Genomic DNA, 25,081 nt, shown 5'->3' with positions numbered 1-25,081 from the left:
GCATTTCCGCCTCGGTCCCGTGGTCGAATTCACAGAAGATGCCAGAAGTTCTGGTAACGCTGCGTGCGCCGTCGGCAACTGGTAACAACCACCAGTTTGAGGGCCCCGGGGCGGTGGCCGTGCCGCCGCCACCCCGGGAGCCGCGGTCAGGAGATGTCGCGCCGACGCATCAGCAACGTGCCGACCACGCCGGTGACCACCGCGTACCCGATGAGCACGGCGGCGCCCGCCCAGCGCGGCGGGTTGCCGGGGATGTCCGCCCCGGTGACCATCAGCGACGAGGCCAGCGACGGCACCAGCAGTTGCAGGTTGTTGATCCAGTCGCCCCAGCGGGCGGCCAGAATGCCGATCACCACGATGGCCCCGATCGAGCCACCCAGGTACAGCAGGATGCCTGTCACCGTGGCGCCGATCTGGCTGCGGATCAGCACGCCGATGCCGACGCCGAACACCGCCCAGAGCAGGTACGCGAGCAGGTTCAACCCGACCGCCCGCCAGGCCGCGTCGTTGCCGAGTTGCGAGCCCAGCCCGACCGAGTTCAACACGGCTGCGCCGGCGACCAGGTTGAACGCGGTCGTGACCAGCCAGAACAGCAGCGCCAGCACGCTCGCCGCAGCCAACTTGGCGGCCATCACCGCGGTGCGGTGCGGGTTGGTGAGGAACGTCGTGGTCACCGTCTGGTGGAAGAACTCGCTCGTCACCACGATGATGCCGAGCAGCATCACGATCAGCAGACCGAAGAACTGCCCGTTTGTGAACAGGTTCGACGAGAGCGCGTCCGCGCTGGCCGCCGCCGTCAGGGTGTCGACCTGGTCGGCCGGCACCTCGCCGAACTCCTCGCTGGCCAGGACGTCGGTCTGCAACCAGTTGATGAGCAGGGTGAGCGCCCAGAGCGGCAGGCTGATGAGCGCGAAGACCCACCAGGTGTTGGTAGTACGGATCTTGAGCAACTCGGATCGGACGAGGTTCATCGGATGCCCGCCTTTCCGGCCGTCAGCTCCAGGAAGACCCGTTCCAGGTCGGGCCGTTCGGTTGTCAGTTCGTGCAACTCCACGCCGGCGGCCAGGGCGGCCCGGCCGATCGTCGGGGCGTCCACCCCGGCAACCAGCAGGGTTCCGTGCTCGTCGGTGTCGACGGTGGCCGACTGCGCCTTCAGCGCGGCGACAAGCGTCTCGGCCTGCGGGGTGCGGACCCGCACCCGGGCGCTCTGCGCCATCGACCCGAGGACCTGGTCGACGGGCCCCTGCCGGACGAGCTGCCCGGCCGCGATGATCACCACGTCGTCGGCGAGCAACTGCATCTCCGACAGCAGGTGGCTGGAGACCAGCACGGTGCGGCCCTCGTGGGCGAGGTTCTTGAGGAACCCACGCATCCAGCGGATGCCCTCCGGGTCGAGCCCGTTGGCCGGCTCGTCGAGGACCAGCACCTGCGGGTTGCCGAGCATCGCCGCGGCGATGCCAAGACGCTGCTTCATGCCCAGCGAGTAGCCCTTGAACTTGCGCTTCGCCGCAGGCGTCAACCCGACAAGGGCCAGCGCCTCGTCGGCCCGCTCCTTGGGCAGCCCGGCCGCCGCGCAGATGACCCGCAGGTGGTTGATGCCGGTACGGCCCTTGTGCGCGCTGGATGCCTCAAGCACCGCGCCGACGTGCCGCAGCGGGTCGGTGAGGTCGGCGTACCGCTGGCCGCTGATGGTGGCTGTGCCAGCGGTGGGCGTGACAAGGTTCAGCAGCATGCGCAGCGTGGTGGTCTTGCCGGCGCCGTTCGGGCCGAGGAAGCCGGTCACCCGCCCCGGTGCCACGGTGAAGGACAGGTTGTTCACCGCCCGGACGCTCTTGTACTGCTTGGTCAGACCGGACACCACGATCTGACCGTCGCTGGTGGGGCTTCGCTGCCCGTCAGTCATCGTTCTCCTCCCGTGTGTGGCGTCGAGGTACGCCGTGGCACAGCGTGACCGCCCGTCGCAACAAGGTCAATCAGGCTAGGTCCGTACGGCGTGGTCCGTCTCGCGGTGGAGGCGTGTCCTACCTTTGGACGACGGCGCAGGTCAGCGGCCGATCCAGGTGGCTCGCGCAGCGCCGAGCAGAGCGCCGTCCGGGCCGTACAGACTGGTGTGCACGAGCGCCTTGCGGCCGTCGAGGCCGATCAACGCGCCGGTCACCACGCAGTCGTCGCCCGGTGCCGGCCGGGCGGTGATCTTCGCCGCGATCCGGCCCAGCAGATAGGGGCGGCCCGCCGCGAGCACGGTCCAGCCGCCGGGGCAGTCCAGCGCCGCCCAGACGGTGGCCTCGCTCACCTGCTCGGGTGCCCGAAACGGCGCGGCCGTCCGGCCGTCCGGCAGCCGGCCGGGAAAGATCCGCAGACCGTCCGCCCGTTCCGGACCGCAGACATAGCAGCCGGGAAACGGATGCTCGACCAGGCCCGGGTAGCGGGTCGCCGCGGCCAGCGCGGTCTCCCGGTCAACCGGGGGTACGACGGCCTCCACGTTCCCGGCCGGGCGGACCTCGGCCACCAGGTCGCCGGCCGGGTCACGGACCTCGCCGTCGACCAGGCTCAGCGTGGTCTCCAGCGGTGGCGGCCGACGGAGCGTCACCTCCACCGGGCCGGCTGCACCCACTGCGGCGGCGAAGACACCGGCGCTCCAGCCGCCGTTGCCGGAGCCGGCGGGCCCGTTGTAGCGGGACTCGATGCGCATCGTCGACCTCCGTGGGGTGTGGCCGGCGGCGTCGCCGGTACGTCCCGCAGCCTCGCACGACTTGGGTCGGGCTCATCTGCCGGCAGGCGTTCACCCGATCGACACCGGTGGTCACCGAGGTTGGCAACCCGGGGCACCTACACAGATCCCATGGCCGTTCTGCATGTCGCTGGCGCACCTCTGACGACCAGCGGATACACCCTGCTGATCGCCGACGACCACACCCAGGTCGCGGCCGCGCAACGCCTGCGCCACAAGGTGTTCGCCACCGAACTCGGCGCCACCCTCCGCCCCGGTGGGGCGGGGTTGGACGTGGACCCCTTCGACGCACACTGCGACCACCTGATCGTCCGCCACGAGAGCACCGGCGAGGTGGTCGGCACGTACCGGCTGCTACCGCCCGGGCGCACCAACAAGCGGTACGCGGAGGGCGAGTTCGACCTCACCGCCCTCGACCCGCTGCGCGACGACCTCGTCGAGGCGGGCCGGTCCTGCGTGCACCCGGACCACCGCTCGGGTGCGGTGATCAACCTCATGTGGGCGGGCATCACCAGGTACCTGCACCTGCGTGGCCCCCGCTGGCTCGGCGGCTGCGCCTCCGTCCCGGTCGCCGACGGCGGTCGGACGGTCGCCGAGGTGTGGGCACAGGCACAGGCCCGGCACCTGTCGCCACCGCCGCTGCGGGTCCGGCCGCTGCGGCCCTGGTTCGCCGAGCCGGCCGCTGCTCCCGCCGAGCCGGCCGCCGCGCTCGACCCGTCGGCCGGGCGGGCCGCGGTTCCGCCGCTGCTGCGTGGTTACCTCCGGCTCGGCGCGTGGATCTGCGGCGAGCCGGCGTACGACCCCGACTTCGGGTGCGTGGACTTCTACGTCCTCTTCTCCCTGGACCGGATGAACCCGCGCTACCTGCGCCACTTCCTGGGCGGAGAGCAGCGGTGACCGCCGTGCCGCGCGACCTGTGGCGGCCGTCGTCCGGCTGCGGCGAGCAGTGCCTGCCGGCGGCCGGCGAGGTGCCGACGGTGCCTGTCGCCCGCCGGGTGCTCCGGCTGGTCGCCGCGACAGGAATGCTGCTGGCCGGGGTGGGTGTGGCGGTGGTGCTGCCGGTGCTGCCGGCGCGCGAACGGCAGGCGTTGCTGGGCGGCTGGGCGCGGGCCACCGTGCGGGCGTTCGGGGTCCGGTTGGTGATCAAGGGCCGGCTGCCCCGGCGGCGTGCGCTGCTTGTCGCCAACCACGTCTCGTGGCTGGACGTCCTGGCCGTGCTGGCTGTCGCGCCCACCCGCCTGGTGGCGAAGCGGGAGATCCGCTCCTGGCCGCTGCTCGGCCTGCTCGCGGCGGCGGGGGGCACGGTCTTCGTGGACCGTTCCCGGCCGCGGGCGCTGCCGACCACCGTGCGGCGGCTCGCGGACACGCTGCGCGCCGGCCGGTCGGTCGCGGTCTTCCCGGAGGGTACGACCTGGTGCGCCGGCGACCGAGCGGCACAGTGCCGCCCCGGGGGCGGGTTCCGGCCGGCGATGTTCCAGGCGGCCATCGACACGGGCAGCCCTGTGGTGCCGCTGCGGCTCAGCTATCGCTGTGCGGCCACCGGGTCCACCACCACGGCAGCGGCCTTCCTCGGTGCGGACATCCTGCTGCGCTCGGTGGCCCGGGTGGTCGCGGCGCGGGAACTGGTGGTCTCGGTGACGATCGCCGGCGCGCTGCACCCGGCCCCTGACGCCGACCGGCGGTTGCTGGCCCGGGCCGCCGAGTCGGCCGTACACCTGTTGCCCACGGGGAACGCCGCGGCGCGGGCCCGGCTGCGGCCGGTGCCCACAGTTCCTCCGGCGGTCGGGCCCCCGGTAGCCCAGGGGCTGCCCGATCCCGAACGGGAACTGGACCTGGCGGCCTGACCGGATCGAGGTTGGATTTCGGCCACCAATCGGAGGTCGCCAGCGACAGTCTTGTGGTATCGCGATGTATCGCGTTACTGTCGTCTCGTCGACGCGCGCCGGCGCGTTGTCGAGGGGAGGATCCCATGGCCGAGGAGCTGCCGTGACCGCCGTGTTCAGCCACGGGCGGCTCCGGCTCTATCTGCTCAAGCTCCTCGACGACGGCCCGAAGCACGGCTACGAGCTGATCCGCCTGCTGGAGGACCGGTTCCTCGGGCTGTACGCGCCCAGCGCCGGCACCATCTACCCCCGCCTGCAACGGCTGGAGGCCGAGGGTCTGGTCAGCCATATCGCGGCCGGTGGCCGCAAGACGTACGAGATCACCGACGCCGGCCGTGCCGAGCTGCGCCAGCGGGCCGGCGAGTTGACCGCGCTGGAGGCGGACATCGCCGCCTCCGTGGCGGACCTCTCCAGCCTGGCCGGTGAGATCCGCAGTGAGGTACGCGGGTCGGTACGCGACCTCAAACGGGAGCTGAGCGAGGCCACCCGGCAGACCCGGCAGACCCGGTGGGAGCCCCCCGCACCGCCGCCCCGGCCGACGTCGGCCACCGGGCCGCAGGCCGAGCTGCTCGACGAGTTCGACAAGCGGCTGGCCGCGTTCACCGCCGAGGTGGGCCGGGTGGTGCGCGCCCGGCAGTTCAGCGACACCCAGCTGAGCACGGCGATCAGGCTGCTCGACGGCGCCCTCGACGGGCTTCGCCGGCTGCTGCGCTGACGGTGGCGACGCCCCCGGTGCGAGGATCGTCGGACGACTCACAGGGTCTTTTCAGGAAGCGTCCAGCGCCGGCGCAGTGAGGTCGCCGATGATGGGCCCATGCCGGCTACCCAAACCGAGGCGCGACTTCTCGTTGTCGAGGACGATCCCAACATCCTCGAACTGCTCTCCGCGAGCCTGCGCTTCGCGGGCTTCGACGTGGCCACCGCGACAAGTGGCAGCGCGGCCCTGAACGCCGCCAAGGACCACCGGCCCGACCTGGTGGTCCTCGACGTGATGTTGCCGGATCTGGACGGTTTCGAGGTCATCCGGATGCTCCGCGAGGGCGGTACGCGTACCCCTGTGGTCTTCCTGACCGCGCGGGACGCCACCGACGACAAGATCCGTGGGCTCACCCTGGGCGGCGACGACTACGTCACCAAGCCGTTCAGCCTGGAGGAGTTGACCGCCCGTATCCGCGCCGTGCTGCGCCGCACCACCTCCGGCGAGCAGGCCCCGTCCCGGCTCACCTTCGCCGACCTGGAGTTGGACGAGGAGACGCACGAGGTGCACCGGGCCGGGCAGCGGGTGCAGCTCTCGCCGACGGAGTTCAAGCTGCTGCGCTACCTGATGCTCAACGCCAACCGGGTGCTGTCCAAGGCGCAGATCCTCGACCACGTCTGGAACTACGACTTCCGTGGTGACGACAACATCGTCGAGTCCTACATCTCCTACCTGCGACGCAAGATCGACACCACTCAGCCTCGGCTGATCCACACCCTTCGCGGCGTGGGGTACGTGCTGCGCAAGCCGGCGGCGTGAACGCGGTCCAGCAGGCGAAAGGGCGGGTCCGCAGCGTGCCGCTGCGGGTGAAGCTTGTCACTTCGGTGCTCACGCTTGTCGCCGTCGCGCTGCTGGTGATCAGCTCGCTGACCGCGTACTTCTTGCGCAACTACCTGCAGGGCCAAGTGGACGGGCAGATCAGGTCGACCGCTCAGGGGGTCGGTCAGCTGCTTCCGAAGCTGCGCAGCGGACAGGTCAACGCCATGTTGCCCAGCGACTACGTCGTGTCGGTGGCTGACGAGCAGCGGGTCTACCCGGCGATCTACGACGACATCAGTCTCGATCCCGTTCAGCTGCCCACCTTCCCCACCAGCCGTGATGGCTTCGTGGAATTGGAGGGGGAGCCGCGGACGGTCGTGTCCCACGACGGCTACACCCGGTGGCGGGTCTACTACGCGGCCCAGCCGGACGGTTCGGTGCTGGCCGTGGGTCTGCCGTTGACCGAGGTGGACCGGGCGGTGAAGCAGCTCGTCTGGATAGACCTGCTGGTGGGCGGCGCGGTGCTGATCCTGCTCGCCTCGGTGGGCGCGGCGATCATCCGGACCAGCCTCAAACCGCTCGTGGAGATCGAACGGACCGCCGCGGCCATCGCCGGCGGTGATCTGACCCGCCGGGTGCCCGACCCTGAACAGGGGCATGAACATCCCACCTCCGAGCTGGGACGGTTGTCCCGCGCCCTGAACGCGATGCTCACCCAGATCGAGGCAGCGTTCACCGCCCGGGCCGCGTCGGAGAGCGCCGCCCGCTCGGCGGAGAGCAGCGCCCGGGACGCGGCTGCCGCCGCTCAGGCGTCCGAGGCGCGGGCACGCCGCTCCGAGGAGCGGATGCGGCGGTTCGTCGCGGACGCCTCACACGAGCTGCGTACCCCACTCACCACCATCCGGGGCTTCGCCGAGCTGTACCGGCAGGGCGCGGCGCGGGCCCCGGAGCAGACCGCCGGCCTGCTGCGCCGGATCGAGGACGAGGCGGCCCGGATGGGTCTGCTGGTGGAGGACCTGCTGCTGCTCGCCCGGCTGGACCAGGAGCGGCCGCTGTCGCTGGCCCCGGTTGAGCTGCCGGTGCTCGCCTCCGACGCGGTGCAGGCGGCCCGGGTGATGGCTCCGGACCGGCGGATCGATCTGGAGATCGAGCCCGGTTCGGGGCCGCTCGTCGTCTTCGCCGACGACGCGCGGTTGCGTCAGGTAATCGGCAATCTGGTGACCAACGCGTTGACCCACACCCCGCCCGACGCCCAGGTGAGCCTGCGGCTGCGCGCCGAACCGGGGAACCTCGCCGTGGTGGAGGTGGCCGACACCGGCCCCGGTCTCTCCGCCGAACAGGCGGAGCGGGTCTTCGAGCGGTTCTACCGTGCCGACGCGGCACGGACCCGGCGAGCCGACGGGATCACCAGCACCGGCCTCGGCCTGGCCATCGTCGCGGCGCTGGTCGCCGCGCACCATGGCTCGGTGGAGGTTGTCGAGACGCCGGGCGGCGGGGCCACCTTCCGGGTTCGGCTGCCGCAGGTGCCACACGTCGACGACGTGACGGAGTGACTTTCAGGCAACTTCCAGGACGATTCCAGGTTGGTTGCAGTGCCCGGGGAGAAGGTAGTGCCATGACCGAGTTCGAGTCCGACCCGCAGCGCCGGCCGGCACCTACCGACGCCGAGCCGTCGCACCCCACCGCCGAGCTGCCACGCGACGTGCGCGCGCAGTCCGACTCCCCGACCACCTCCGTCCCGACCAGCGGCGACGCGGAGAACACCACGGCGACCCCGGCCGCCGCCGACGCCCCGGCCCCCACCTCCGGGTACGCCGGCCAGCCGACCGGTTACGAACCCCCGACTGCCACCCCCTCCGCCGCGCCGTACCCGGTCTCCGGCAACCCGACGTACGGCCAGTTCGGCTATCCGCAGCAGCCTGCCGGCCAGTACCCTGCCGCAGCCTGGTACGCGGGTCAGCAGTCCGGCTGGGCCGGCGGGGGCCAGCCGGGCATGGCTTACCAGCAGCACGCCCAGCACCAGCAGCACGCCCAGCAGCACTCGGGGCAGCCGGTGCCGCCATGGGGCCCGCAGGCCACGCCGCCCGGCACCGGGCCGCGGCCGAGTCGGATCGCCAAGTTCGCCGGCGCCGGTGTCGCGGTGTTCGCCCTCATGCTCGGCTCCGGCGTGGCCGGTGGCGCGCTCGCGCTCGCCCTCGACGGCGACAACGGCGGTGTCACCCGCACCTACACGGCGGCCCCGGTGCTCAACAGCGCCGACCTGCCGAAGATCGCCGCCGCCGTTCAGGACAGCGTCGTCTCCATCAGCACCAACAGCGGTGAGGGCTCCGGCGTGGTGCTCAGCGCCGACGGATACGTGCTCACCAACAACCACGTGGTGGCCTCCGCCTCCGGGGACATGGTCCAGGTTGTCTTCGCCAACGGCACGAAGGCCGAGGCGAAGATCATCGGCACCGACCCGAAGACCGACCTGGCCGTGGTGAAGGCCAACGGCGTGAGCGACCTCAAGCCGGCCACCTTCGGCGACAGCGACGCCATGCAGGTCGGCGACCAGGTGCTCGCCCTGGGCAGCCCGCTCGGCCTGCAGGGCTCGGTGACCGCGGGCATCGTCAGCGCCCGGGACCGCACCATCCGGGCCGGCGACAACCAGCCCCAGGACCCGAGCCAGCAGGGCCAGGCGGTCAGCTCCATCTCCGGCCTGCTGCAAACCGACGCCCCGATCAACCCGGGCAACTCCGGTGGCGCGCTCGTCAACACGCGGGGCGAGGTGATCGGCGTCAACACCGCCATCGCCACGTCCGGTCAGAGCACCGGCAACATCGGCGTCGGCTTCGCCATCCCGAGCAACAAGGCCAAGGACGTCGCCGGCAAGCTCCAGCGCGGCGAGAAGGTCAGCCACCCGTCGCTCGGGGTCGGCGTCAACCAGGCCGAGGGCGGCGGCGCGCTCGTCGCGTCGGTCACCCCGGGCAGCCCGGCCGAGAAGGCAGGCCTCCAGCGTGGCGACGTCGTCACCCGCTTCGGCGACAAGCCGGTAAACGACTCCGACGACCTGGTCGGTGCCGTGCAGGCCGGCAAGGTCGGCGACCGGGTCGAGGTGCAGTTCAAGCGCAACGGCGCCGAGAAGACGGCAACCGTGACGCTCGCCGAGACGTCCTAACCGACAGCTGACACCTGCCCCCCTCCGGCGGCGGGTGGCGGAGCCAAGGGGGTTGGCTCCGTCACCCGCCGCTTTTTGCCCTGGACGGCGGTTCACCCGGATCGGGTGAACCGCCGTCACCCGTTGGCCCGGCACGTTCGGCAGGCGAGCCGGCGACCGTACGGGGGTGGGGGCATGAGCACGTTGGTGGTGGTGGTGGATGGTCACGACGACGAGCGGATCCAGCGCGATGTCCAGGCCGAGTTGGCCTGGGACCCGCGGTTGCGACCGAACGAGATCGGCGTGAGCGTCGACCGGGGCGTCGTGACCCTCACCGGATTCGTGGACGGCGCCGCACGCGGCTGGGCCGCGACCCGCTGCGCACAGCGGGTCCGTGGCGTCCGCGCGGTCGCCGACACCATCGAGGTACGCCTGCCGGGGACACCGGGGCGTACCGACGCCGAACTCGCCCTCGCCGCCTCCCGGGCCCTGGAGTGGGACAGCTTCGTGCCCGACGAGGCGCTTGACGTGACGGTCGCCAACGGCTGGCTGATGCTGCGCGGCGAGGTCGAGTTCGGGTGGCAGCGCCGCGCCGCCGAGGGAGAGTTGCGCCGCCTCGACGGCGTACGCGGCATCACGAACCTCGTCGAGGTACGACCACCGGCGTCACCGGCCGGCGAGGAGTTGCGGCAGGACGTCCAGCGGGCGCTGGCGCGGACGCTCGGCGGCGATCGGGTGACTGTGGACGTGGACGGCGACACGCTGGTCCTCGCCGGGGTGGTCCGCTCCTGGTGGGAGCGGGACCAGGTCGAGCGGGTGGCCTGGTCCGCCCCGGGGGTCCGGGTTGTCCACGATCAGCTCCTGGTGGGCGGGTGAGCGTCCGTCTTGTCCGGTTTACCGACGACGCCATGGGGAAACCGCCGCGGACGCGCCGAACGGTGGCGACACCTGACCGGGGATCAACGGGGAGGACTCGTGGCAGTGAACCACCCGCCTGCCGACCGCCCGCCGCAGCGGTCGTTGCGCATCGCGATGGTGGTCCCGCCGTGGCTGTCCGTGCCGCCACCCGGCTACGGCGGCCTGGAGCAGGTGGTCGCCGCCCTCGTGGACGCGTTGACCGCGCACGGGCACGCGGTGACTCTTTTCGGTGCCGGTGACCAGCACGGCACCGACGCCGACGGCTTCGTCTCGACAGTTGCCGAGGTCCAGTACGAGCGGCTCGGCGAGTCGCTGCCGGAGCTGGCCCACCTGGCCCGGGTCAACCGCATGATCCACGCGTCCGACTTCGACGTGATCCACGACCACACGACGATCGGCCCGCTCGTGGCCCGCCGCCGGGCCGTACCGACCGTCGCGACCGTGCACGGCAACCCGGTGGGGGAGTACGGCGACGTGCTCAGCGACGTCGACGAGGGCGTGGCACTTGTGGCCATCTCGCACGCCCAGCGTCGGCTCAACCAGGCCCTGCCCTGGGCCGGCACCGTGCACAACGCACTGGACCTGCGCGGTTTTCCGCGCAAGACCGCACCCGGCCCCGGGCCGGTGCTGTGGCTGGCCCGGTTCAGCCCGGACAAGGGTCCGGACATCGCCATCCGCGCCTGCCGGGAGGCGGGGCTGCCGCTGCTGCTGGCCGGCAAGTGCAACGAGCCGGCCGAGCGCCGTTACTACGATCAGGTCGTCGCCCCACTCGTCGACGAGGACGTGACGGTCGTGCTCAACGCCGACCGTGCCGAGACGCTGCGGATGCTTGTCGACGCCCGCTGCCTGATCATGCCGATCCAGTGGGACGAGCCGTTCGGCATGGTGATGCTCGAAGCGATGGCGACCGGCACGCCTGTGGTGGCGCTCGACCGCGGCGCGGTGCCCGAACTGGTGCGGCCGGGTCTGACCGGGCTGGTCTGCCAGCGGCCCGACGAGCTGCCCGCAGCGCTACGGGCGTCGATCGAGCTGAACCCCGCCGACTGCGTGGCGCACGTCGCGGAGAACTTCTCGGTGGAACGGATGGCGTACGGCTACGAGGACATCTTCCGGCGTGCCGCCCTCGGTCGGCCCGAGGCGGTCCGCGAGGCGGCCCAGGTCGCGGCCCGCTGACCCACCCGGGTGGCGGTGGGCCGGGATCAGACCCGGGCCGCGCCCAGCTCGGCGATGGCGGCGTCGAGCCGCTGCGCGTACTCCGGACTGATTCCGCCCTCGCCGAGCCGGACCGCGACCTTCTCGCGCAGCCGGGCCACCGGCGGGGCCAGCTCGTCCCGGCCGGAGCTGACCGCGGCGGTCAGGTTGCGCAGCTCGTTGCGCAGGTCGAGGGCGATGTCGGAGCGGATCTCGCCAGCGCTCAGACCGGCCCCGATCAGGCCATCGACCCGGTTGGCGGCCTCCAGGAGAGTGCCCGGCGCCGGTGTGGGGGCGCCGGTGGACGGCAGCGCCGACGGCGGCCCGCTCGGCCGGGACGGCTCGATGGCCGGCGGATCGGACGGGGCGTCGGTGGGCGCGGGCGCCACCGGGGCAGTCGAGGGCTGCGTCTGATGATCCGGCTGCCGATCGGGCAGCAGGGCCACACCGACAAGTGCCAGAGCGACAAACAGGGCCGCCGGGATCAGCAGCAGCGCCAGGCGTCGGCGCGACCGGCCGGGCTCGTCGCCACCCGGAGCCCCCACGACCGTCGCGCCGGTCGCGGTCACCGCCGTCGGCCCAGCCGCCTGCCCCGCCGTGGGGTGAGTCGCGGTCACCGCCGTCGGGTCGGTGGCCGGCAGGGCTGTCGGGTCGGTGGCCGGCAGGGCCGGTGCCGGTGCCGGTGGCATGGTCTGGGTGGGTACCCGGATGGCGGCGGTCGGCGGATCGGCCGGTGACAGATTGCCGCGTAGCACGGTGGCCACCTGGCGGGCCGTGGGCCGGTCGGCCGGGTCCCGGGAGAGACTGCGCAGGCAGATCCGGGCCACCGGTGGCGGCAGCTCGGGCAGCTCGGCAAGCGTCGGCGGTAGCCCTTTGGCCAGCGCTTCGCTGAGCTGTTCCCAGGTGTCCGCCGGGTACGGCACCCGGCCGGTGAGCGCCTCGTGCAGCAGGACACCTAGCGAGTAGACGTCGGTGGCCGGCTGGGCGGGTGCGCCGTCGAGCCGTTCCGGGGCGACGTACGCCGGGGTGCCGAAGGTCTCCCCGTCCTCGTCCTCGTCCGGCGCGCCGATGCGGGTGGCGATGCCGAAGTCGAGCACCTTGACACCCGTAGCGGTCATCATGACGTTGGCCGGGGTGATGTCCCTGTGCACGATGCCGAGCCGGTGCGCGGCGGCCAGCGCGTCAGCGATCTGGGCACCGAGCGCGATCGCCTCGGGCCACGGCAGCGGCCCCTCGGTCAGCCGCAGCTCCAACTCCTCGCCGCTGAGCAGCTCCATCACGACGAACGAGGTAATGGACCCGTCCGGGTCGACCGTCTCGCCGTAGTCGTGGACAGACGTCACGTGCGGGTGCACCAGTTGGGCGGCGGCTCGGGCTTCCTCCCGCACCATGCCCCGGAAACGCGCGTCGGCGGCCAGTGAGGGCGCGAGCACCTTGAGCGCCACGACCCGATCGAGCACCTCGTCCCGGGCGCGCCAGATGACCGACATGCCGCCGGCCCCGATCTGGTCGACCAGCCGGTACCTACGGGCCAGCAATCGGCCCGATTGCAGTGCTGTGTTCACGGATCGCACCTGCCCTCTGGGGTGGGAGCGGTATCAGGTTGCGCGAATGTGTCCTGCCTGTCAACGGCGATGACCCGAGTCGTCGGCGGGCGGTGCCCGCTGTGCGTCGACGGTCCTGCGCCGGTGGCCCACCGGGCGGCAGCGCACCCGTGCCAGGATGAGAGGCATGGCGGGGGGACCAGTTGCGTTCGTCCTCGGCGGCGGCGGAGTGCTCGGCGCGGTCGAGGTGGGCATGTTGCGGGCACTGTTCCGTGCCGGGATCCAACCCGACATGGTGCTCGGCACCTCGATCGGTGCGGTCAACGGCGCGCTTGTCGCGGCCGACCCGACCGAGGCGGTGACCGACCGGCTGGTCCGGCTCTGGGCGTCACCGGAGGCCAGCGAGGTGTACGGCGACTCGGTCGCCCGGCAACTGCGCCGCTTCGCCGCGCGTACCCACCTGCACTCGCCCCGGCCACTGCGCCGGCTGCTGGAGTCCGAGTTGGGGGTGGACACCACATTCGCCGACCTGCGGGTGCCGTTCCGCTGCTGTGCCGCGCACATCGAGCGCGCGGCCGAGCACTGGTTCACAAGCGGCCCGGTGGTGCCGGCCGTGCTGGCGTCGGCCTCGGTGCCGGGCCTGCTCCCACCCACCGAGATCGACGGTGCGCACTATGTGGATGGTGGCATCGTCAACTCCATACCCATCGGCGAGGCGGTGGCCGTCGGCGCGACGCAGATCTTCGTCCTCCAGGTGGGTCGGATCGAGCGGGAGTTGACGCCGCCCCGGCGGCCGTGGGAGATCGCGCAGGTGGCGTTCGAGATCTCCCGCCGGCACCGCTTCTTCCGCGAGATGGCCGCGCTGCCCGAGGGGGTCGAGGTGCACGTCCTGCCGACCGGGGGGCTGAATCCCCGCGACGACACACCGTGGGCATATCGGGACATGGCGGCGGTGGGACGGCGGATCAGCCGTGCGTACACCGCGTCCCGCCGGTACCTCGCCGCCAACGTGGAGCGGTAAATGCCGCTGCCCCCAAGGTGGCTGCGCCGGTTGTTGATCGCCCCTGCCGTGGTGCTGCTGGCGATAGCCGTGGTGACCACGCTGCCGGTGTGGGCGCTGCTCGCCATCGCCGCGTCCCCGCTGGTCCCCGGTCGGCTGCGCCCGCTGCGACTGCTCTGGATCGGCTGTGTCTACCTGGTCTGGGACGCAGCCGCGCTGCTCGCGCTCTTTCTCCTGTGGGTCGCCTCCGGGTTCGGCTGGCGCACCCGCTCGCCCGCCTTCCAGCGCGCACACTACGTGCTGGCCGGCTGGTTCCTGCGGGTGTTGTTCTGGCAGGCCCGCTGGACGCTGAGGCTCAGCATCGACGTGGTCGGCACCGATCCGGACACCGCTCTGCCCGGCCGGCCCGAGCTGGTGCTGTGCCGGCACGCCGGGCCGGGCGACTCGTTCATCCTGATCCACGGGCTGGTCAACTGGTTCTCTCGGGAACCGCGGATCGTGCTGAAGGACAGCCTCCAGTGGGACCCGGCGATCGACGTGCTGCTCAACCGTCTGCCCAACCGCTTCATCGCGCCGACGCCGGAGCGCGGCGAGGAGACCGTACGCCAGGTTGGACACCTGGCCGCCGGGCTCGACGACGACGACGCCTTCGTGATCTTCCCAGAGGGTGGCAACTTCACCCCGAAGCGGCGGCTGCGCGCCATCGCCCGACTGCGCTCCCTCGGCCTGGAGCGCATGGCGCAGCGTGCCGAACGGATGCGCCACGTGCTCGCCCCGCAGCCCGGCGGGATGCTCGCCGCGCTGGACGCTGCTCCGGACGCCGGTGTCATCTTCGTCGCCCACACCGGCCTGGACCGGATGCTCACCGTCGCCGACGTGTGGCGGGAACTGCCCATGGACAAGCGGATCGTGATGCGGTTCTGGTCGGTGCCCCCCGAGGAGGTGCCGACCGGCCGTCAGCAGCGCATCGACTGGCTCTATGACTGGTGGGCGCAGATCGACAGCTGGATCGCGGCCAACCGGGACGTTCCCGCGTAGGGTTCGGTCGTGGACCAGATCTGCGTGGTGACGACTGTGGTGGATGCGCGTTCGGTCGCCGACGTGCTGGCGGCCGCGGCAGTCACCGGGCGGCTCGCCGCCTGCGCCCAGGTCGGTGGTCAGGTGGACAGCACCTACTGGTGGCGCTCCGGTGTGGACACCAGCACGGAGTGGTCCGTGCAGTTCAAGACCGCACCGGATCGGCTCGCCGCGCTCGTGGACCAGATCCGGGCCAGCCACCCGTACGAGGTGCCGGAGATCCTGGTGTCCAGAGTGGAAAGTGGTGACCCCGGTTACGCCACGTGGGTGCACGAGCACACGCGGCCCTGACATCGGACGTTTCAGCCGCCAGGCCGCCCAGCGGTGCATGAACGTCCAGGGTCGCCCACTTATCAGTTCGGAAAGCCGTACCTAGGTACGCGCACTCTGGGCAGTTATCGATCTTGCCTGGATGATGGCCGGGTGGACGACTCACGCTACCCCTGCCCCGCCTGCGGTGCCTCCGCTGATCTGGAGGCCGGCTGCACCGGTTGCCGCCGCCCACCCGACCCGGTGGCGGCCGAGGTGGTTCGACTGGGGCGGGAGGTCGCCCGGCTGGGGCCGGAGGTGGAGCGGGCTCGCCGGACGTACACCGAGTTGGCCGGACAGCTGACGGCGGCCTCGCGGCGGCGGGCCGAGCTGGCGGCGGTCGTCCGCGCGGCGCGGCAGGTCGTGCCGGCACCGCAGGTCGCTCAAGCACCGCAGTTCGCTCAAGCACCGCAGTTCGCTCAAGCACCGCAGTTCGCTCACATGCCGCAGGTCGCGCCGGGGCAGCAGGTCGCGCCGAGGCAACCCTTCGCGCCGGCACCGATGGTCACGACGGGTTCGGGGCCGCGTGCGGCGGAAGCCTCGACCCGCACGGTGCAGGGTCTGCTGTTCGTCCTGGGTGGACTCCTGCTCGGCACCGCGGCGGTGGTCTTCACGGCCGTGGCCTGGGCGTCGGTGGGGGTCGGTGGCCGGGCGCTGATCCTCATGGCCGTCACCGCGCTCACTCTGGCCGCCCCGCTGGTGGCGGTCCGTCGAGGGTTGCCGGGCACGGCGGAGACGTTCGCCGCGGTGGGGTTGCTGCTCGTGCTGCTCGACGGGTACGCGGCCTGGTCGGTGAACCTGGGCGGGGTGGCCGGTTGGCCGGGCACCAGGTACGCCGCGCTGGTCGGGGGGGCCAGCGCGGCGGTCGCCATGGGGTACGCCCGGTTGAGCGGGTTGACCGGGCCGTGGTTCGCCGCCCTGGTGGCCGCACAACCGGTGCTGCCGTTGCTCGCCGCGGAGACCGATCTCGGTGCGGCCGGCTGGACGCTTGTCCTGCTCGGGGTGGCGCTGCTGAACCTGGCGGTGCTGTACGTGCTGCGGAACGGGGCCGGCTCGGCGCGGTTCGCCGGCCAGATCGTCGCCGGCGCCGGCCAGATCCTCGCGCTTGTCGCAGCCGTCAACTGCGCCCTGGTGCCGCTGTCGTACGGGGAGGCGTTCGACTCGCCGCTGCTGGCTGGTGCGCCGCTGCTGCTTGTCGCGCTGACCGGGCTCGGAGCGTCCTTGCTGGTCGGCGGCCCGGCGCTGCGGGCCACGGCCGCGGGGCTGCTGGTGCCGGTGCTCGCGGCCGCGCTTGTGCGCCCGGTGGGCGAACTGCGGCCGTCGCTGCTGCTGCTCGCGGCGGCGACGGTGGCACTCGGCCTGGCCGGTGCGGTGCGACAACTGCCGGCCGACTGGCGGACCGGCCCGCGCGCAGGGGCGCTCCTGGTCGCGGTGGGTGCGGCGCTGACCGCGCTGCTGATCACCGCCGCATTGGCGTTCATCACCGTCGGCCGGTCGCTGCCGCCGTGGGGTGGGGCCCCCCTGGGGCCGGACCTGTCCTGGGGATGGCAGGTCGCTCCCGCCGTGGCGTTGACGTTCGGCGCGTCGGCGCTGCTGCTGCCCCGCCGCGCGTGGGGGGTGCTCGCGTCGGCAGGCGCGGTGGCGGTGCTGCTCGCCGTGCCCATGGCCTGGACGGCGTCGTGGCCGGCCGTGGTGGCCCTGGACCTGGCGGGCGGGGTCGTGCTGCTGCTCGCCGCGCTGGTCCGCCCGTCGACCCGACCGGCCATCCTGCTCAGCTGGGCTTTCGGTGGTGCTGTCCTGCTCGCCCACGCGCTGCTTGTGGCACTTGCCGCCCCCGTCGGGTTCCTTGTGGTGCTCGGCACCGTCGCGGTGCTCGGTGTGGCGCTGGCGGTGCGCCGGGCCGTCGGGGCGTACCGGTGGGTCGCGGGTGTCGGTCTGCTTGTCGCGCAGGTCGCGCTGCCCGGCATCGCCGTGGTGGCGTTGTTCGCGGCGGGCGCACCGCCCTGGTGGCAGGCCCGCGCCGCGCTGGCCACCGCCGGGCTGGCGCTGGCCGGGGTGCTCGCGGTGCGTCGCCACCGGGCGAACCTGACCGGGTACGCGGTTGGCGGCGCGATCATCGTGGCGTCCGCATCCGGGCTCGCGCCGCTTGTCGTGGCGCGCGACGAGCCCGTGACGTTGTACGCCGCGCTGGCGGCGCTTGGTGTCGCGTTCGTCGCCCGGTGGGGCCTGTCGACGACCGGTGCCGAGCCGGCCGGGGCGGGGGAGCAGCCGGCAGCCGACGAGACGTCGGGCACGCAGCCGGGAGTCGGGGGGCCGTCGGCGGTCGGGGGGCCGTCGACGGCGTTGAGCGCGGTGGGTGTGGTGCTGGCGGGGGTCGCCGTGCTGGCGGCGCTGCCGACGGTGCTCAGCGCGCTCGTGGCGCCGTACGACGGGTGGGGAAAGGTCTGGGCCGGTGTGCCGGCCGTCGTCGCCGACCCGGAGCGGTTCCCCGCCGGGCTGGCGCTTGTGGCGGTGGCGCTTGTCGCCGTACTTGTCGGTCGAGGGGCGCGCCCGCCGTGGCTGCCCGCGCTGCCGTTCGCCGCTGTCGCGCTGCCGGTGCTGCTCGTGGCAGCGGGCGCACCCTGGCCCGTGCTGCCGGCCGCGATGCTGCTCTCCGGGGTTGCCGCACTCGTGTACGCCGCCCTGGCGGCACCTCGGCCGGCGCTCGCGCTCATCGCCGTACCGGTGGGGGTGGTGCTTGTCGCGGTAGGGGTGGCGGGGCTCGTGGCCAACCGGGCGGGCACGCTCGCCGCGGAGGGGGTGCTGTTCGTGGCGGCGGTCGTCATCGCCGTCGCGGCGCGGGCTGCCGGGGTGCGTGTCACAGGTTGCCTCGCGGCGATCGGGGCAGCGTGTGCGCTGGCGGTGACCGCTCCGCTGGCCGGAGGGCAGCCGCTGCGCGCGGCGGCGTACCCGTTGCTGGCGGTGGCCGCGCTGGCCCTCGCCCTCGGTGCGTTCACCGCACGGCCGCGGCCCGCAGGGGCGGCTGCGGCATCAACTGTCCCACCGTCGACACCGCGCGCCCAGGTCGGTCCGGTGTTGGACGCCGCCGCGCAGGCGGTGGCGGCGGTGGCGGCGCTGCTTGCCATCGAGGTGGCGCGGCACCTCGCGACGATCTGTGTGCTCTGGGGTGTAGCCGTCGCGCTGCGGCTGCTGCGCCGGAGCGAGTCGGCCGGCCGGCGGTGGGCGTTCGCCGTCGCGGCGGGCGGCAGCGAGTTGCTGGGGGCGTGGGTGCTGCTGGCCGCCGGCGGGGTGACCGTGCTGGAGGCGTACACCGTGCCGGCTGCGGCGCTCACCCTCGGCGCGGGCCTGCTGGCGTTGCGCACCCGGCCCGACCTGACGAGTTGGCTGGCGCTCGGCCCGGGGCTGGCTGCGGGCCTGCTGCCGAGCCTGGCGTCGGTGCTTGTCGGGTCGGACCCACAGCCGTGGCGGCGGCTGCTGCTCGGTGCGGCGGCGCTCGGTGTGGTGCTGGCCGGAGCCAACCGCAGCTGGCAGGCTCCGGTCCTGCTCGGCGGCGCGGTGCTGGCGGTCCTGGCGCTGCACGAAGTGGCCCTTGGCTGGGACCGGCTGCCCCGATGGATCTACCTGGGCGCTGGCGGGTTGGCGCTTATCGCGCTCGCCGCCACCTACGAGCGGCGGCGTCGCGACCTGACCCGGCTGCGCAACGCGGTGGGCCGGCTGGGCTGAGAGCGAGTGGGGGGTAGGGCTCGCCCTACCCCCCACTCGGGGGTTGCCAGGGTTACTCAGCGCAACTGCTTGCCGGATACTCAAATGGTGAACCCGGCCACTCCGGCACGGGTGTGAGCGGGGACGGGGAGCAGCGATGGCGCTCGGAGCGGTGGCAGAACCGCCGGTACAACGGCGAGGCAGTGATTACGCACAGTTGTCCCGACGGATCAGCCAGGCCGGCCTGCTGGAGCGCCGGCCCGCCTCGTACGTCGCCCGGATCGTGCTCACTCTCGGTGCATTCGTGGCCGGTTGGGTCGCTGTGTTCCTGGTCGGCGACTCCTGGTGGCAGGTGCCGCTCGCGGCGTTGATGGCGGTGGCCACGACCCAGGTCGCGTTCCTCGGTCACGATGCCGGGCACCGCCAGATGTTCCGTCGGCGCGGCCCCAGCGAGCTGGTGGGGCTGGTCGCCGGCAACCTGGCGGTCGGGCTCAGCTACGGCTGGTGGGTCGACAAGCACAACCGGCACCACGCCAACCCGAACCACGAGGACGAGGACCCGGACGTCGGCGCGGGCGCCCTGGTGTGGACGCCCGAGCAGGCGCTGGAGACCCGTGGGTTCGGCCGTTGGATGGCTCAGCGGCAGGCGTACTTCTTCTTCCCGATGCTCTTCCTGGAGGGCCTGAGCCTGCACGTGGCGAGCATCCGGGCGATCGTCGGCCGTTCGGACGGCCGGTACAACACGCCGATGCGGCACCGCGCCGTCGAGGCGGTGCTGTTCGTCGCGCATACCGTCGGCTACGTGGCGCTGCTGCTGGCGGTCATGTCGCCGGGCAAGGCGTTGCTCTTCGCCGTCGTGCACCAGGGCCTGTGGGGTCTCTACATGGGCTGCGCGTTCGCGCCGAACCACAAGGGCATGCCGATGCCGACCGCCGACGAGGAGTTGGACTTCCTGCGCAAGCAGGTGCTGACGTCCCGCAACGTGCGGGGCAGCCGGTTCGTGGACACCGCGCTGGGCGGGCTCAACTACCAGATCGAGCACCACCTGTTCCCGAACATGCCCCGGTCCAACCTGCGCCGGGCGCAGCCGATCGTTCGGGCCTACTGCGCCGAGCAGGGCGTCTCGTACGCCGAGACCGGGCTTGTCGAGTCGTACCGGCAGGCGCTCGGTCACCTGCACGAGGTGGGCCGGCCGCTGCGCGGCTGAGCGGAGACGGCCGCTGTGCGGCCGGCATGAGGGTTGACTGGCGGGGCGGCATCTGATGATGCCGCCCCGCAGTCGCCACCGGTAGGGTCTGGTCATGGCAGACCTGCTCACCGCGGACGCGGTGCGAGAAGAGCTGGGCGGGCTGACCGACTGGTCGGGTGACCCGACCGGCATCGGTCGCACGGTCCAGCTCGGCAGTTTCCCGGACGCCATCGCCGTGGTGGACCGGGTGGCGGCGGTGGCCGAGGAATCCGACCACCATCCCGACATCGACATCCGATGGCGGACCCTGACCTTCCGCTGTGTCACCCACTCGGCCGGTGGGGTCACCCACCGGGACATCGAGCTGGCTCGGCGGATCGACGACATCGTCCGGAGCGCGGCATGAGATTCGAGATCAGCAAGGTTCTGGACGCCATCGAGGGTCGGGTCTGCACGGACCCGTCACTGGCCCGGGCCGTGCTCGACCTGGCCGAGGTGATCCGCTACCAGGACATCGACGGCGGCCGACCGGCCAGCCTGCTGCGACTCGGCATGGTCATCGACGCGCTCTCCCGCGAGTTGGAGGAGGACAGCGTCCAGGTGTACGCGGTGGTGCACCGGGCCCTGCTCTCCGACGCGGACCTCACCTCCAACGAGCGGATGGTTGTCCGCCGCTGGGCCGATGACGGCCTCGTCGAGGTGCTCGACAACCCGGGCGACCGGATGCTTGAGGTCGCCGACCTGCTCGGGCTGCCCGTGCTCAGCCGGGTTCGCTTCGACGGCCTGCGCGGCCGGTTCCCGTGGCTTGTCGAGCAGCCCGGTCGAGTGGTGGCCCCGGTGCCGGGTGCCGGCGGGCCGGTGTTCGTCGCGCACGTCGGTGGCGGGCACGCGCCGGTCGCCGGCAAGCGTTCGCCGACTGGCGTGAAGCTGCTGGCCCGCCAGTGGCGTTGCCCGGAGTCGGGTTGCGCGTTGTTCGGCGGCGGTGGTGGGGGTGGCGCGTTCGCCGACCTGGCCGGGGGTGCCGACCGCAGCCCCGCAGCGCAGCCGCCGCCCGCGCTGCGCAACGGCGTGCCCACCTGCCCCCGGCACGGCGTACGCCTCGGTGACGGTGGCCCACGGCCACGCAGCGAGGTGCTCGCCGTGCGCGTCGGCGGCCTGGTCCGGCGGCGGTTCGTGCTCACCGAGGACCAGCCGGTGGTGGCCGGTCGTGCCCCGGAGCAGGACGGCGGAATCATGCTCGGGCAGTGGCTCAACGACGAGGCGCGGCGGTGGATCAGCCGCGGTCACGTCCATTTCGAGCTGCGGGTCGGCGAGGTCATCGTGACCGACATCAGCACCAACGGCTCCGGCATCCGGCCCTCCGGCTCGATGGCCGAGTCGGACCGGATTCCGCTGGCACCCAAGCAGTCGAGGGTGCTGGGCGAGAACGACATGGTGGAGCTCTACCCGGGGGTGCAGATCGGTCGCGCCGAGGAGTTGCCCACCGGCGCCCCGTTCACCCCCACGTCGGTGATGGCCGAGGCGCCCACAATGGCGATGCGCCTGCCGCGCCCCTGACGAGGCGGCGGTCGGGCCAAGCTCCGCACAAGATCAGGGAAAGTGCTGCCTCGATGACGTCCGAGGCAGCACTTTCCCTGTAGTTGCGGTTCAGTGGCGGTCCGTCAGCCGGCCAGCACCTCGGCCAGCCGGGCCACCGCCAGGTCGATCTCCTCCTCGGTGATCACCAGCGGCGGGGCGAGCCGGATGGTGGAGCCGTGGGTGTCCTTGGCGAGCACACCCCGCGCGGCGAGCCGCTCGCACGCCTCCCGGCCGCTCATCAGCGCCGGGTCGATGTCCAGACCGGCCCACAGGCCGCGCACGCGGACCGCGACCAGACCCTTGCCGACCAGGGCTTCCAGGCCGTTGCGCAGCCGCTGCCCAAGCTCGACCGAGCGGCGCTGGAACTCGCCGGTGGCGAGCAGCCGGACCACCTCGATGGCCACCGCGCAGGCGAGGGGGTTGCCGCCGAAGGTGGAGCCGTGCTGGCCGGGCTTGAGGACGCCGAGCACGTCGGAGTTCGCGGCCACCGCGGAGACCGGCACGATGCCGCCGCCGAGCGCCTTGCCCAGCAGGTACATGTCCGGCACGACGCCCTCGTGGTCACAGGCGAAGGTCGCGCCGGCCCGCCCCAGACCGGACTGGATCTCGTCGGCGATGAAGAGCACGTTGCGGTCGGTGCAGACCTGGCGTACGCCCGACAGGTAGCCCTCGGGCGGGATCACCACGCCCTGCTCGCCCTGGATCGGCTCCAGCAGCACGGCAACTGTGTTCTCGTCGATCGAGGCGGTCAACGCGGCCAGGTCGCCGTAGGGCACGACAGTGAACCCCGGGGTGTACGGCCCGAAGTCGGCGCGAGCGTCCTCGTCGGTGGAGAAGCTGACGATTGTGGTGGTCCGGCCGTGGAAGTTGCCCTCGGCGACCACGATGTTGGCCTGACCGGCGGGCACGCCCTTGACCTGGTAACCCCACTTGCGGGCGACCTTGATCCCGGTCTCCACCGCCTCGGCGCCGGTGTTCATGGGCAGCACGAGGTCCTTGCCGCACAGTTCGGCCAGCTCACGGCAGAAGTCGGCGAACTGGTCGTGGATGAACGCGCGGCTGGTGAGCGTCAGCCTGTCCAGTTGCTCGTGCGCGGCGGCGATCAACTGCGGGTGCCGGTGACCGAAGTTGAGCGCCGAGTAGCCGGCCAGGCAGTCCAGGTAGCGGCGGCCGTCCACATCGGTGAGCCAGGCGCCCTCCGCGGACGAGATCACCACCGGCAGCGGGTGGTAGTTGTGCGCTGTCCAGCGCTCGGCGTCCCGGACCGCTCCCGGCGTACGCAGGATGTCATCCACGATCACTTGCTTGCCTTTCCCTGACGGAGTCGCAGCGTGCAGCACTTCGGTCCGCCGCCAGCCTTACGCAGCTCGGACAGGTCGACACCGATGGTTTCGTAGCCCCGGTCGCGCAGCTTGGTGGCCAGGTCGGTGGCCTGCGCCGGCAGCACCACGTGCCGGCCGTCGCTCACCGCGTTGAGGCCCAGCACCTCGGCGTCGGCCATTGTGGCGTGCACCGCGTCCGGGAAGAGCCGCCGCAGCACGGCCTGGCTGCCGGGGGAGAACGCCTCGGGCAGGTACGCCACGGTCCGCTCGTCGAGCACGGTAAGCGCGGTGTCCAGGTGGTAGAAGCGCGGGTCGACGAGCTGCAAGGTGATCACCGGATAGCCGAAGACCTCCTGCAACTGGGCGTGCGCGGCGTGGGAGGTGCGGAAGCCGGTGCCGGCCAGCAGGTGCTCGCCGGCCAGCAGGATGTCGCCCTCGCCCTCGTTGACGTGCTTCGGGTCGTACATCTCGAAGCCTGCGGCCTCGAACCAGGCCCGGTAGGCGGGCGCCTCGTCGGCGCGCTGCGGGTCGCGGAACTGCACGGCCATCGCCTTGCCGTCGATCACGGTGCCACCGTTGGCGGCGAAGACCATGTCGGGCAGGCCGGGCACCGGAGTGATCTCCTCGACGGTGTGGCCCAGGTCGCGGTAGACCTGGCGCAGCCGCTCCCACTGCCGGACGGCCAGCGTGGCGTCGACCGGAGCGCTCGGGTCCATCCAGGGGTTGATCGCGTAGTCGACGGCGAAGTACGTCGGCCGGCACATCAACAGGTGCTGGCTGGTGGCGTCCATCGTCATTGTCCTGCTCCCAGGGGTCGGGCGCGCCCTGGCCACCGTGGCCCACGGGCTGGCGCCGTTGCTCAACGCTATGCGGCGTCAGCGGCAGGATCCACCACCGAGAGTTGCGCGGACCGAACATTCGTTGCGTCTGAGCGGTCTGCGGCTGTGATTCGTTGCGTGACGAGGGTTGGCGAACCCGACCCCGATTCCCGTCGGACCCCGGACACACTTCAGGGGCGGCGAACCGCCGCCCCTGAAAGAGTGTGCCCGGCCGGTGAACCACCGGGGGGTCGGGCTGCCGGCGAACCGCCGGGTCTTTCACCGGCGCACCGCCGGCGAGCCGAACAGTGCCCGCTAGAAACGATCCACAAACTGTGAGTCAAGCCACTCGCGGAAGCGCTGCACCCAGTCGCCGTCGGTGGTCGGCCAGTCGAACTGACCGGTCATCGCCAGCACGCCGATCACCACTGCCGCGAGCCCGATCAGCACGCCGAAGAGCGCGTCGGTCTTGCCGGCGACGTGCCGGCGGCGGGTGGCCATCAGGCCGAGCACCGAGAGCACCGCGCCGAACGCGCCGAGCCCGATGCCGTAGCCGGCCAACGTGCCGGTCAGCACGAACAGCGCACCGGCGACGGCCACGATCAGGCCGAGGGTGGCGAGCAGGCTGGCCCGAGGCTTCGGGCCGCGCGTCACCGCCGGCTCGGCCACCTGACGGTCGGCGGTCGGGTCGACGGGACGGTCCGTCACGCTGTCCGCCGGTCGTCCGGGACGGTCCGTCACGCTGTCCGCCGTTCGGGTGGGGCGGGTCTCGCTGTCCACCGCCGTGGTGGTGGCGGAGCGGCTGTCGCTCTCCACAGGCGTGGTGGTGACGGGGCGGGTCTCGCTCTCCGTGGGCCGGGTGGTGGCGGCTCGGGCCACCGCGGCCCGCTTGGCGGCCTGCCGCTCGGCCTCGCCGGCCTCGTCGGTTGGCACTGCGGCGCTGCGGTACGTCGTATCGTCGGCGTCCCGGTCCGTGACCACCGGGCGGGCGGTGCCGCCGTCATTCGACCGGCCACCGGTCATCACCGTGTTCCCCCGGTCGTTGACCGGGGTGTCGCGGCCGTCAACGCGGCCGTCGAGGTTTTCGTCCTGCGTCGGCGTCGGCGCCGGCTCGGATCGGCCGGACAGCGAAGGAATCTTGACCACTACACACCTCCTGTTGAATGC

General features: G+C 72.4%; 22 protein-coding genes. 15 read left to right on the top strand and 7 right to left on the bottom strand.

The genetic code is table 11. The features are described from left to right. Positions 1-146: 146 nt before the first annotated feature. The 3 genes from ACFY2Q_RS15365 to ACFY2Q_RS15355 all read right to left on the bottom strand — a co-directional run bounded on the left by ACFY2Q_RS15365 (position 147) and on the right by ACFY2Q_RS15355 (position 2,692). Positions 147-971 (bottom strand): ABC transporter permease, encoded by an 825-nt coding sequence (locus tag ACFY2Q_RS15365; RefSeq protein ID WP_387130571.1) that lies wholly within the window; start codon positions 969-971, stop codon positions 147-149. Further along, the gene (locus tag ACFY2Q_RS15360; protein WP_387130569.1) at positions 968-1,903 is read right to left on the bottom strand and encodes an ABC transporter ATP-binding protein; all 936 of its coding nucleotides are present in this window, start codon (positions 1,901-1,903) and stop codon (positions 968-970) included. The genes ACFY2Q_RS15365 and ACFY2Q_RS15360 overlap by 4 nt, the downstream gene beginning before the upstream one ends. A 141-nt stretch (positions 1,904-2,044) precedes the next feature. After that, positions 2,045-2,692 carry a hypothetical protein gene (locus tag ACFY2Q_RS15355; protein WP_387130567.1) on the bottom strand — a complete coding sequence of 216 codons (648 nt, stop codon included), beginning with the start codon at positions 2,690-2,692 and terminating at the stop codon, positions 2,045-2,047. Between the two features lie 150 nt (positions 2,693-2,842). Here ACFY2Q_RS15355 and ACFY2Q_RS15350 point away from each other — a divergent pair, with 150 nt between their 5' ends. The 8 genes from ACFY2Q_RS15350 (at position 2,843) to ACFY2Q_RS15315 (ending at position 11,357) form a co-directional block, all read left to right on the top strand. Next, positions 2,843-3,628 carry a GNAT family N-acetyltransferase gene (locus tag ACFY2Q_RS15350; RefSeq protein WP_387130565.1) on the top strand — a complete coding sequence of 262 codons (786 nt, stop codon included), beginning with the start codon at positions 2,843-2,845 and terminating at the stop codon, positions 3,626-3,628. Then, on the top strand, positions 3,625-4,575 hold the full coding sequence (locus ACFY2Q_RS15345) for a lysophospholipid acyltransferase family protein (protein WP_387130563.1): 951 nt from the start codon (positions 3,625-3,627) through the stop codon (positions 4,573-4,575). The genes ACFY2Q_RS15350 and ACFY2Q_RS15345 overlap by 4 nt, the downstream gene beginning before the upstream one ends. A 142-nt stretch (positions 4,576-4,717) precedes the next feature. Beyond that, the gene (locus ACFY2Q_RS15340) at positions 4,718-5,329 is read left to right on the top strand and encodes a PadR family transcriptional regulator (protein WP_387130561.1); all 612 of its coding nucleotides are present in this window, start codon (positions 4,718-4,720) and stop codon (positions 5,327-5,329) included. Positions 5,330-5,428: 99 nt separating this feature from the next. After that, positions 5,429-6,130 carry a response regulator transcription factor gene (locus ACFY2Q_RS15335; RefSeq protein ID WP_387130559.1) on the top strand — a complete coding sequence of 234 codons (702 nt, stop codon included), beginning with the start codon at positions 5,429-5,431 and terminating at the stop codon, positions 6,128-6,130. After that, positions 6,127-7,683 carry an ATP-binding protein gene (locus ACFY2Q_RS15330; RefSeq protein WP_387130557.1) on the top strand — a complete coding sequence of 519 codons (1,557 nt, stop codon included), beginning with the start codon at positions 6,127-6,129 and terminating at the stop codon, positions 7,681-7,683. Before ACFY2Q_RS15335 ends, ACFY2Q_RS15330 begins: the two co-directional genes overlap by 4 nt. 62 nt (positions 7,684-7,745) lie before the next feature. Next, on the top strand, positions 7,746-9,287 hold the full coding sequence (locus tag ACFY2Q_RS15325) for a trypsin-like peptidase domain-containing protein (RefSeq protein ID WP_387130555.1): 1,542 nt from the start codon (positions 7,746-7,748) through the stop codon (positions 9,285-9,287). A 174-nt stretch (positions 9,288-9,461) separates the two neighbouring features. After that, positions 9,462-10,142 carry a BON domain-containing protein gene (locus ACFY2Q_RS15320; protein WP_387130552.1) on the top strand — a complete coding sequence of 227 codons (681 nt, stop codon included), beginning with the start codon at positions 9,462-9,464 and terminating at the stop codon, positions 10,140-10,142. A gap of 99 nt (positions 10,143-10,241) precedes the next feature. Further along, complete coding sequence (locus ACFY2Q_RS15315; RefSeq protein ID WP_387130550.1) at positions 10,242-11,357, top strand: glycosyltransferase family 4 protein; 1,116 nt, start codon at positions 10,242-10,244, stop codon at positions 11,355-11,357. 26 nt (positions 11,358-11,383) lie between these two features. Here ACFY2Q_RS15315 and ACFY2Q_RS15310 read toward each other — a convergent pair whose 3' ends face one another. Further along, positions 11,384-12,940, bottom strand: coding sequence for a protein kinase (locus ACFY2Q_RS15310; protein WP_387130548.1), 1,557 nt, complete (start codon positions 12,938-12,940; stop codon positions 11,384-11,386). Between the two features lie 166 nt (positions 12,941-13,106). On the opposite strand from ACFY2Q_RS15310, the gene ACFY2Q_RS15305 reads away from it, so the two are divergent. From ACFY2Q_RS15305 to ACFY2Q_RS15275, 7 genes are all read left to right on the top strand, one after another. Then, positions 13,107-13,940 carry a patatin-like phospholipase family protein gene (locus tag ACFY2Q_RS15305; protein WP_387130546.1) on the top strand — a complete coding sequence of 278 codons (834 nt, stop codon included), beginning with the start codon at positions 13,107-13,109 and terminating at the stop codon, positions 13,938-13,940. After that, on the top strand, positions 13,941-14,957 hold the full coding sequence (locus ACFY2Q_RS15300) for a 1-acyl-sn-glycerol-3-phosphate acyltransferase (RefSeq protein WP_387130544.1): 1,017 nt from the start codon (positions 13,941-13,943) through the stop codon (positions 14,955-14,957). Between the two features lie 9 nt (positions 14,958-14,966). After that, a complete protein-coding gene (gene cutA / locus ACFY2Q_RS15295) occupies positions 14,967-15,287 on the top strand; it encodes a divalent-cation tolerance protein CutA (protein WP_387130542.1) in 321 nt (106 codons plus the stop codon). 132 nt (positions 15,288-15,419) lie between these two features. Continuing rightward, positions 15,420-19,028: an SCO7613 C-terminal domain-containing membrane protein gene (locus tag ACFY2Q_RS15290; protein ID WP_387130539.1), complete on the top strand. Its 3,609-nt coding sequence runs from the start codon at positions 15,420-15,422 to the stop codon at positions 19,026-19,028. 136 nt (positions 19,029-19,164) lie between these two features. Next, complete coding sequence (locus ACFY2Q_RS15285; protein ID WP_387130537.1) at positions 19,165-20,214, top strand: fatty acid desaturase family protein; 1,050 nt, start codon at positions 19,165-19,167, stop codon at positions 20,212-20,214. Between the two features lie 94 nt (positions 20,215-20,308). Next, positions 20,309-20,602 (top strand): 4a-hydroxytetrahydrobiopterin dehydratase, encoded by a 294-nt coding sequence (locus tag ACFY2Q_RS15280; RefSeq protein ID WP_387130535.1) that lies wholly within the window; start codon positions 20,309-20,311, stop codon positions 20,600-20,602. Further along, complete coding sequence (locus ACFY2Q_RS15275) at positions 20,599-21,753, top strand: FHA domain-containing protein (protein WP_387130533.1); 1,155 nt, start codon at positions 20,599-20,601, stop codon at positions 21,751-21,753. The genes ACFY2Q_RS15280 and ACFY2Q_RS15275 overlap by 4 nt, the downstream gene beginning before the upstream one ends. 104 nt (positions 21,754-21,857) lie before the next feature. On the opposite strand, the gene rocD is transcribed toward ACFY2Q_RS15275, so the two are convergent. The 3 genes from rocD to ACFY2Q_RS15260 all read right to left on the bottom strand — a co-directional run bounded on the left by rocD (position 21,858) and on the right by ACFY2Q_RS15260 (position 25,060). Then, positions 21,858-23,072 carry an ornithine--oxo-acid transaminase gene (gene rocD / locus ACFY2Q_RS15270; RefSeq protein WP_387130934.1) on the bottom strand — a complete coding sequence of 405 codons (1,215 nt, stop codon included), beginning with the start codon at positions 23,070-23,072 and terminating at the stop codon, positions 21,858-21,860. Beyond that, positions 23,072-23,887: a dimethylargininase gene (gene ddaH, locus ACFY2Q_RS15265; RefSeq protein ID WP_387130933.1), complete on the bottom strand. Its 816-nt coding sequence runs from the start codon at positions 23,885-23,887 to the stop codon at positions 23,072-23,074. The genes rocD and ddaH overlap by 1 nt, the downstream gene beginning before the upstream one ends. A gap of 342 nt (positions 23,888-24,229) precedes the next feature. Further along, positions 24,230-25,060, bottom strand: coding sequence for a thrombospondin (locus ACFY2Q_RS15260; RefSeq protein WP_387130531.1), 831 nt, complete (start codon positions 25,058-25,060; stop codon positions 24,230-24,232). Between the last annotated feature and the right edge of the window lie 21 nt (positions 25,061-25,081).

This window comes from Micromonospora sp. NPDC000316 (assembly GCF_042898885.1).
Lineage (GTDB): Bacteria > Actinomycetota > Actinomycetes > Mycobacteriales > Micromonosporaceae > Micromonospora.
This window is presented reverse-complemented; position numbering and strand designations above follow the sequence as displayed.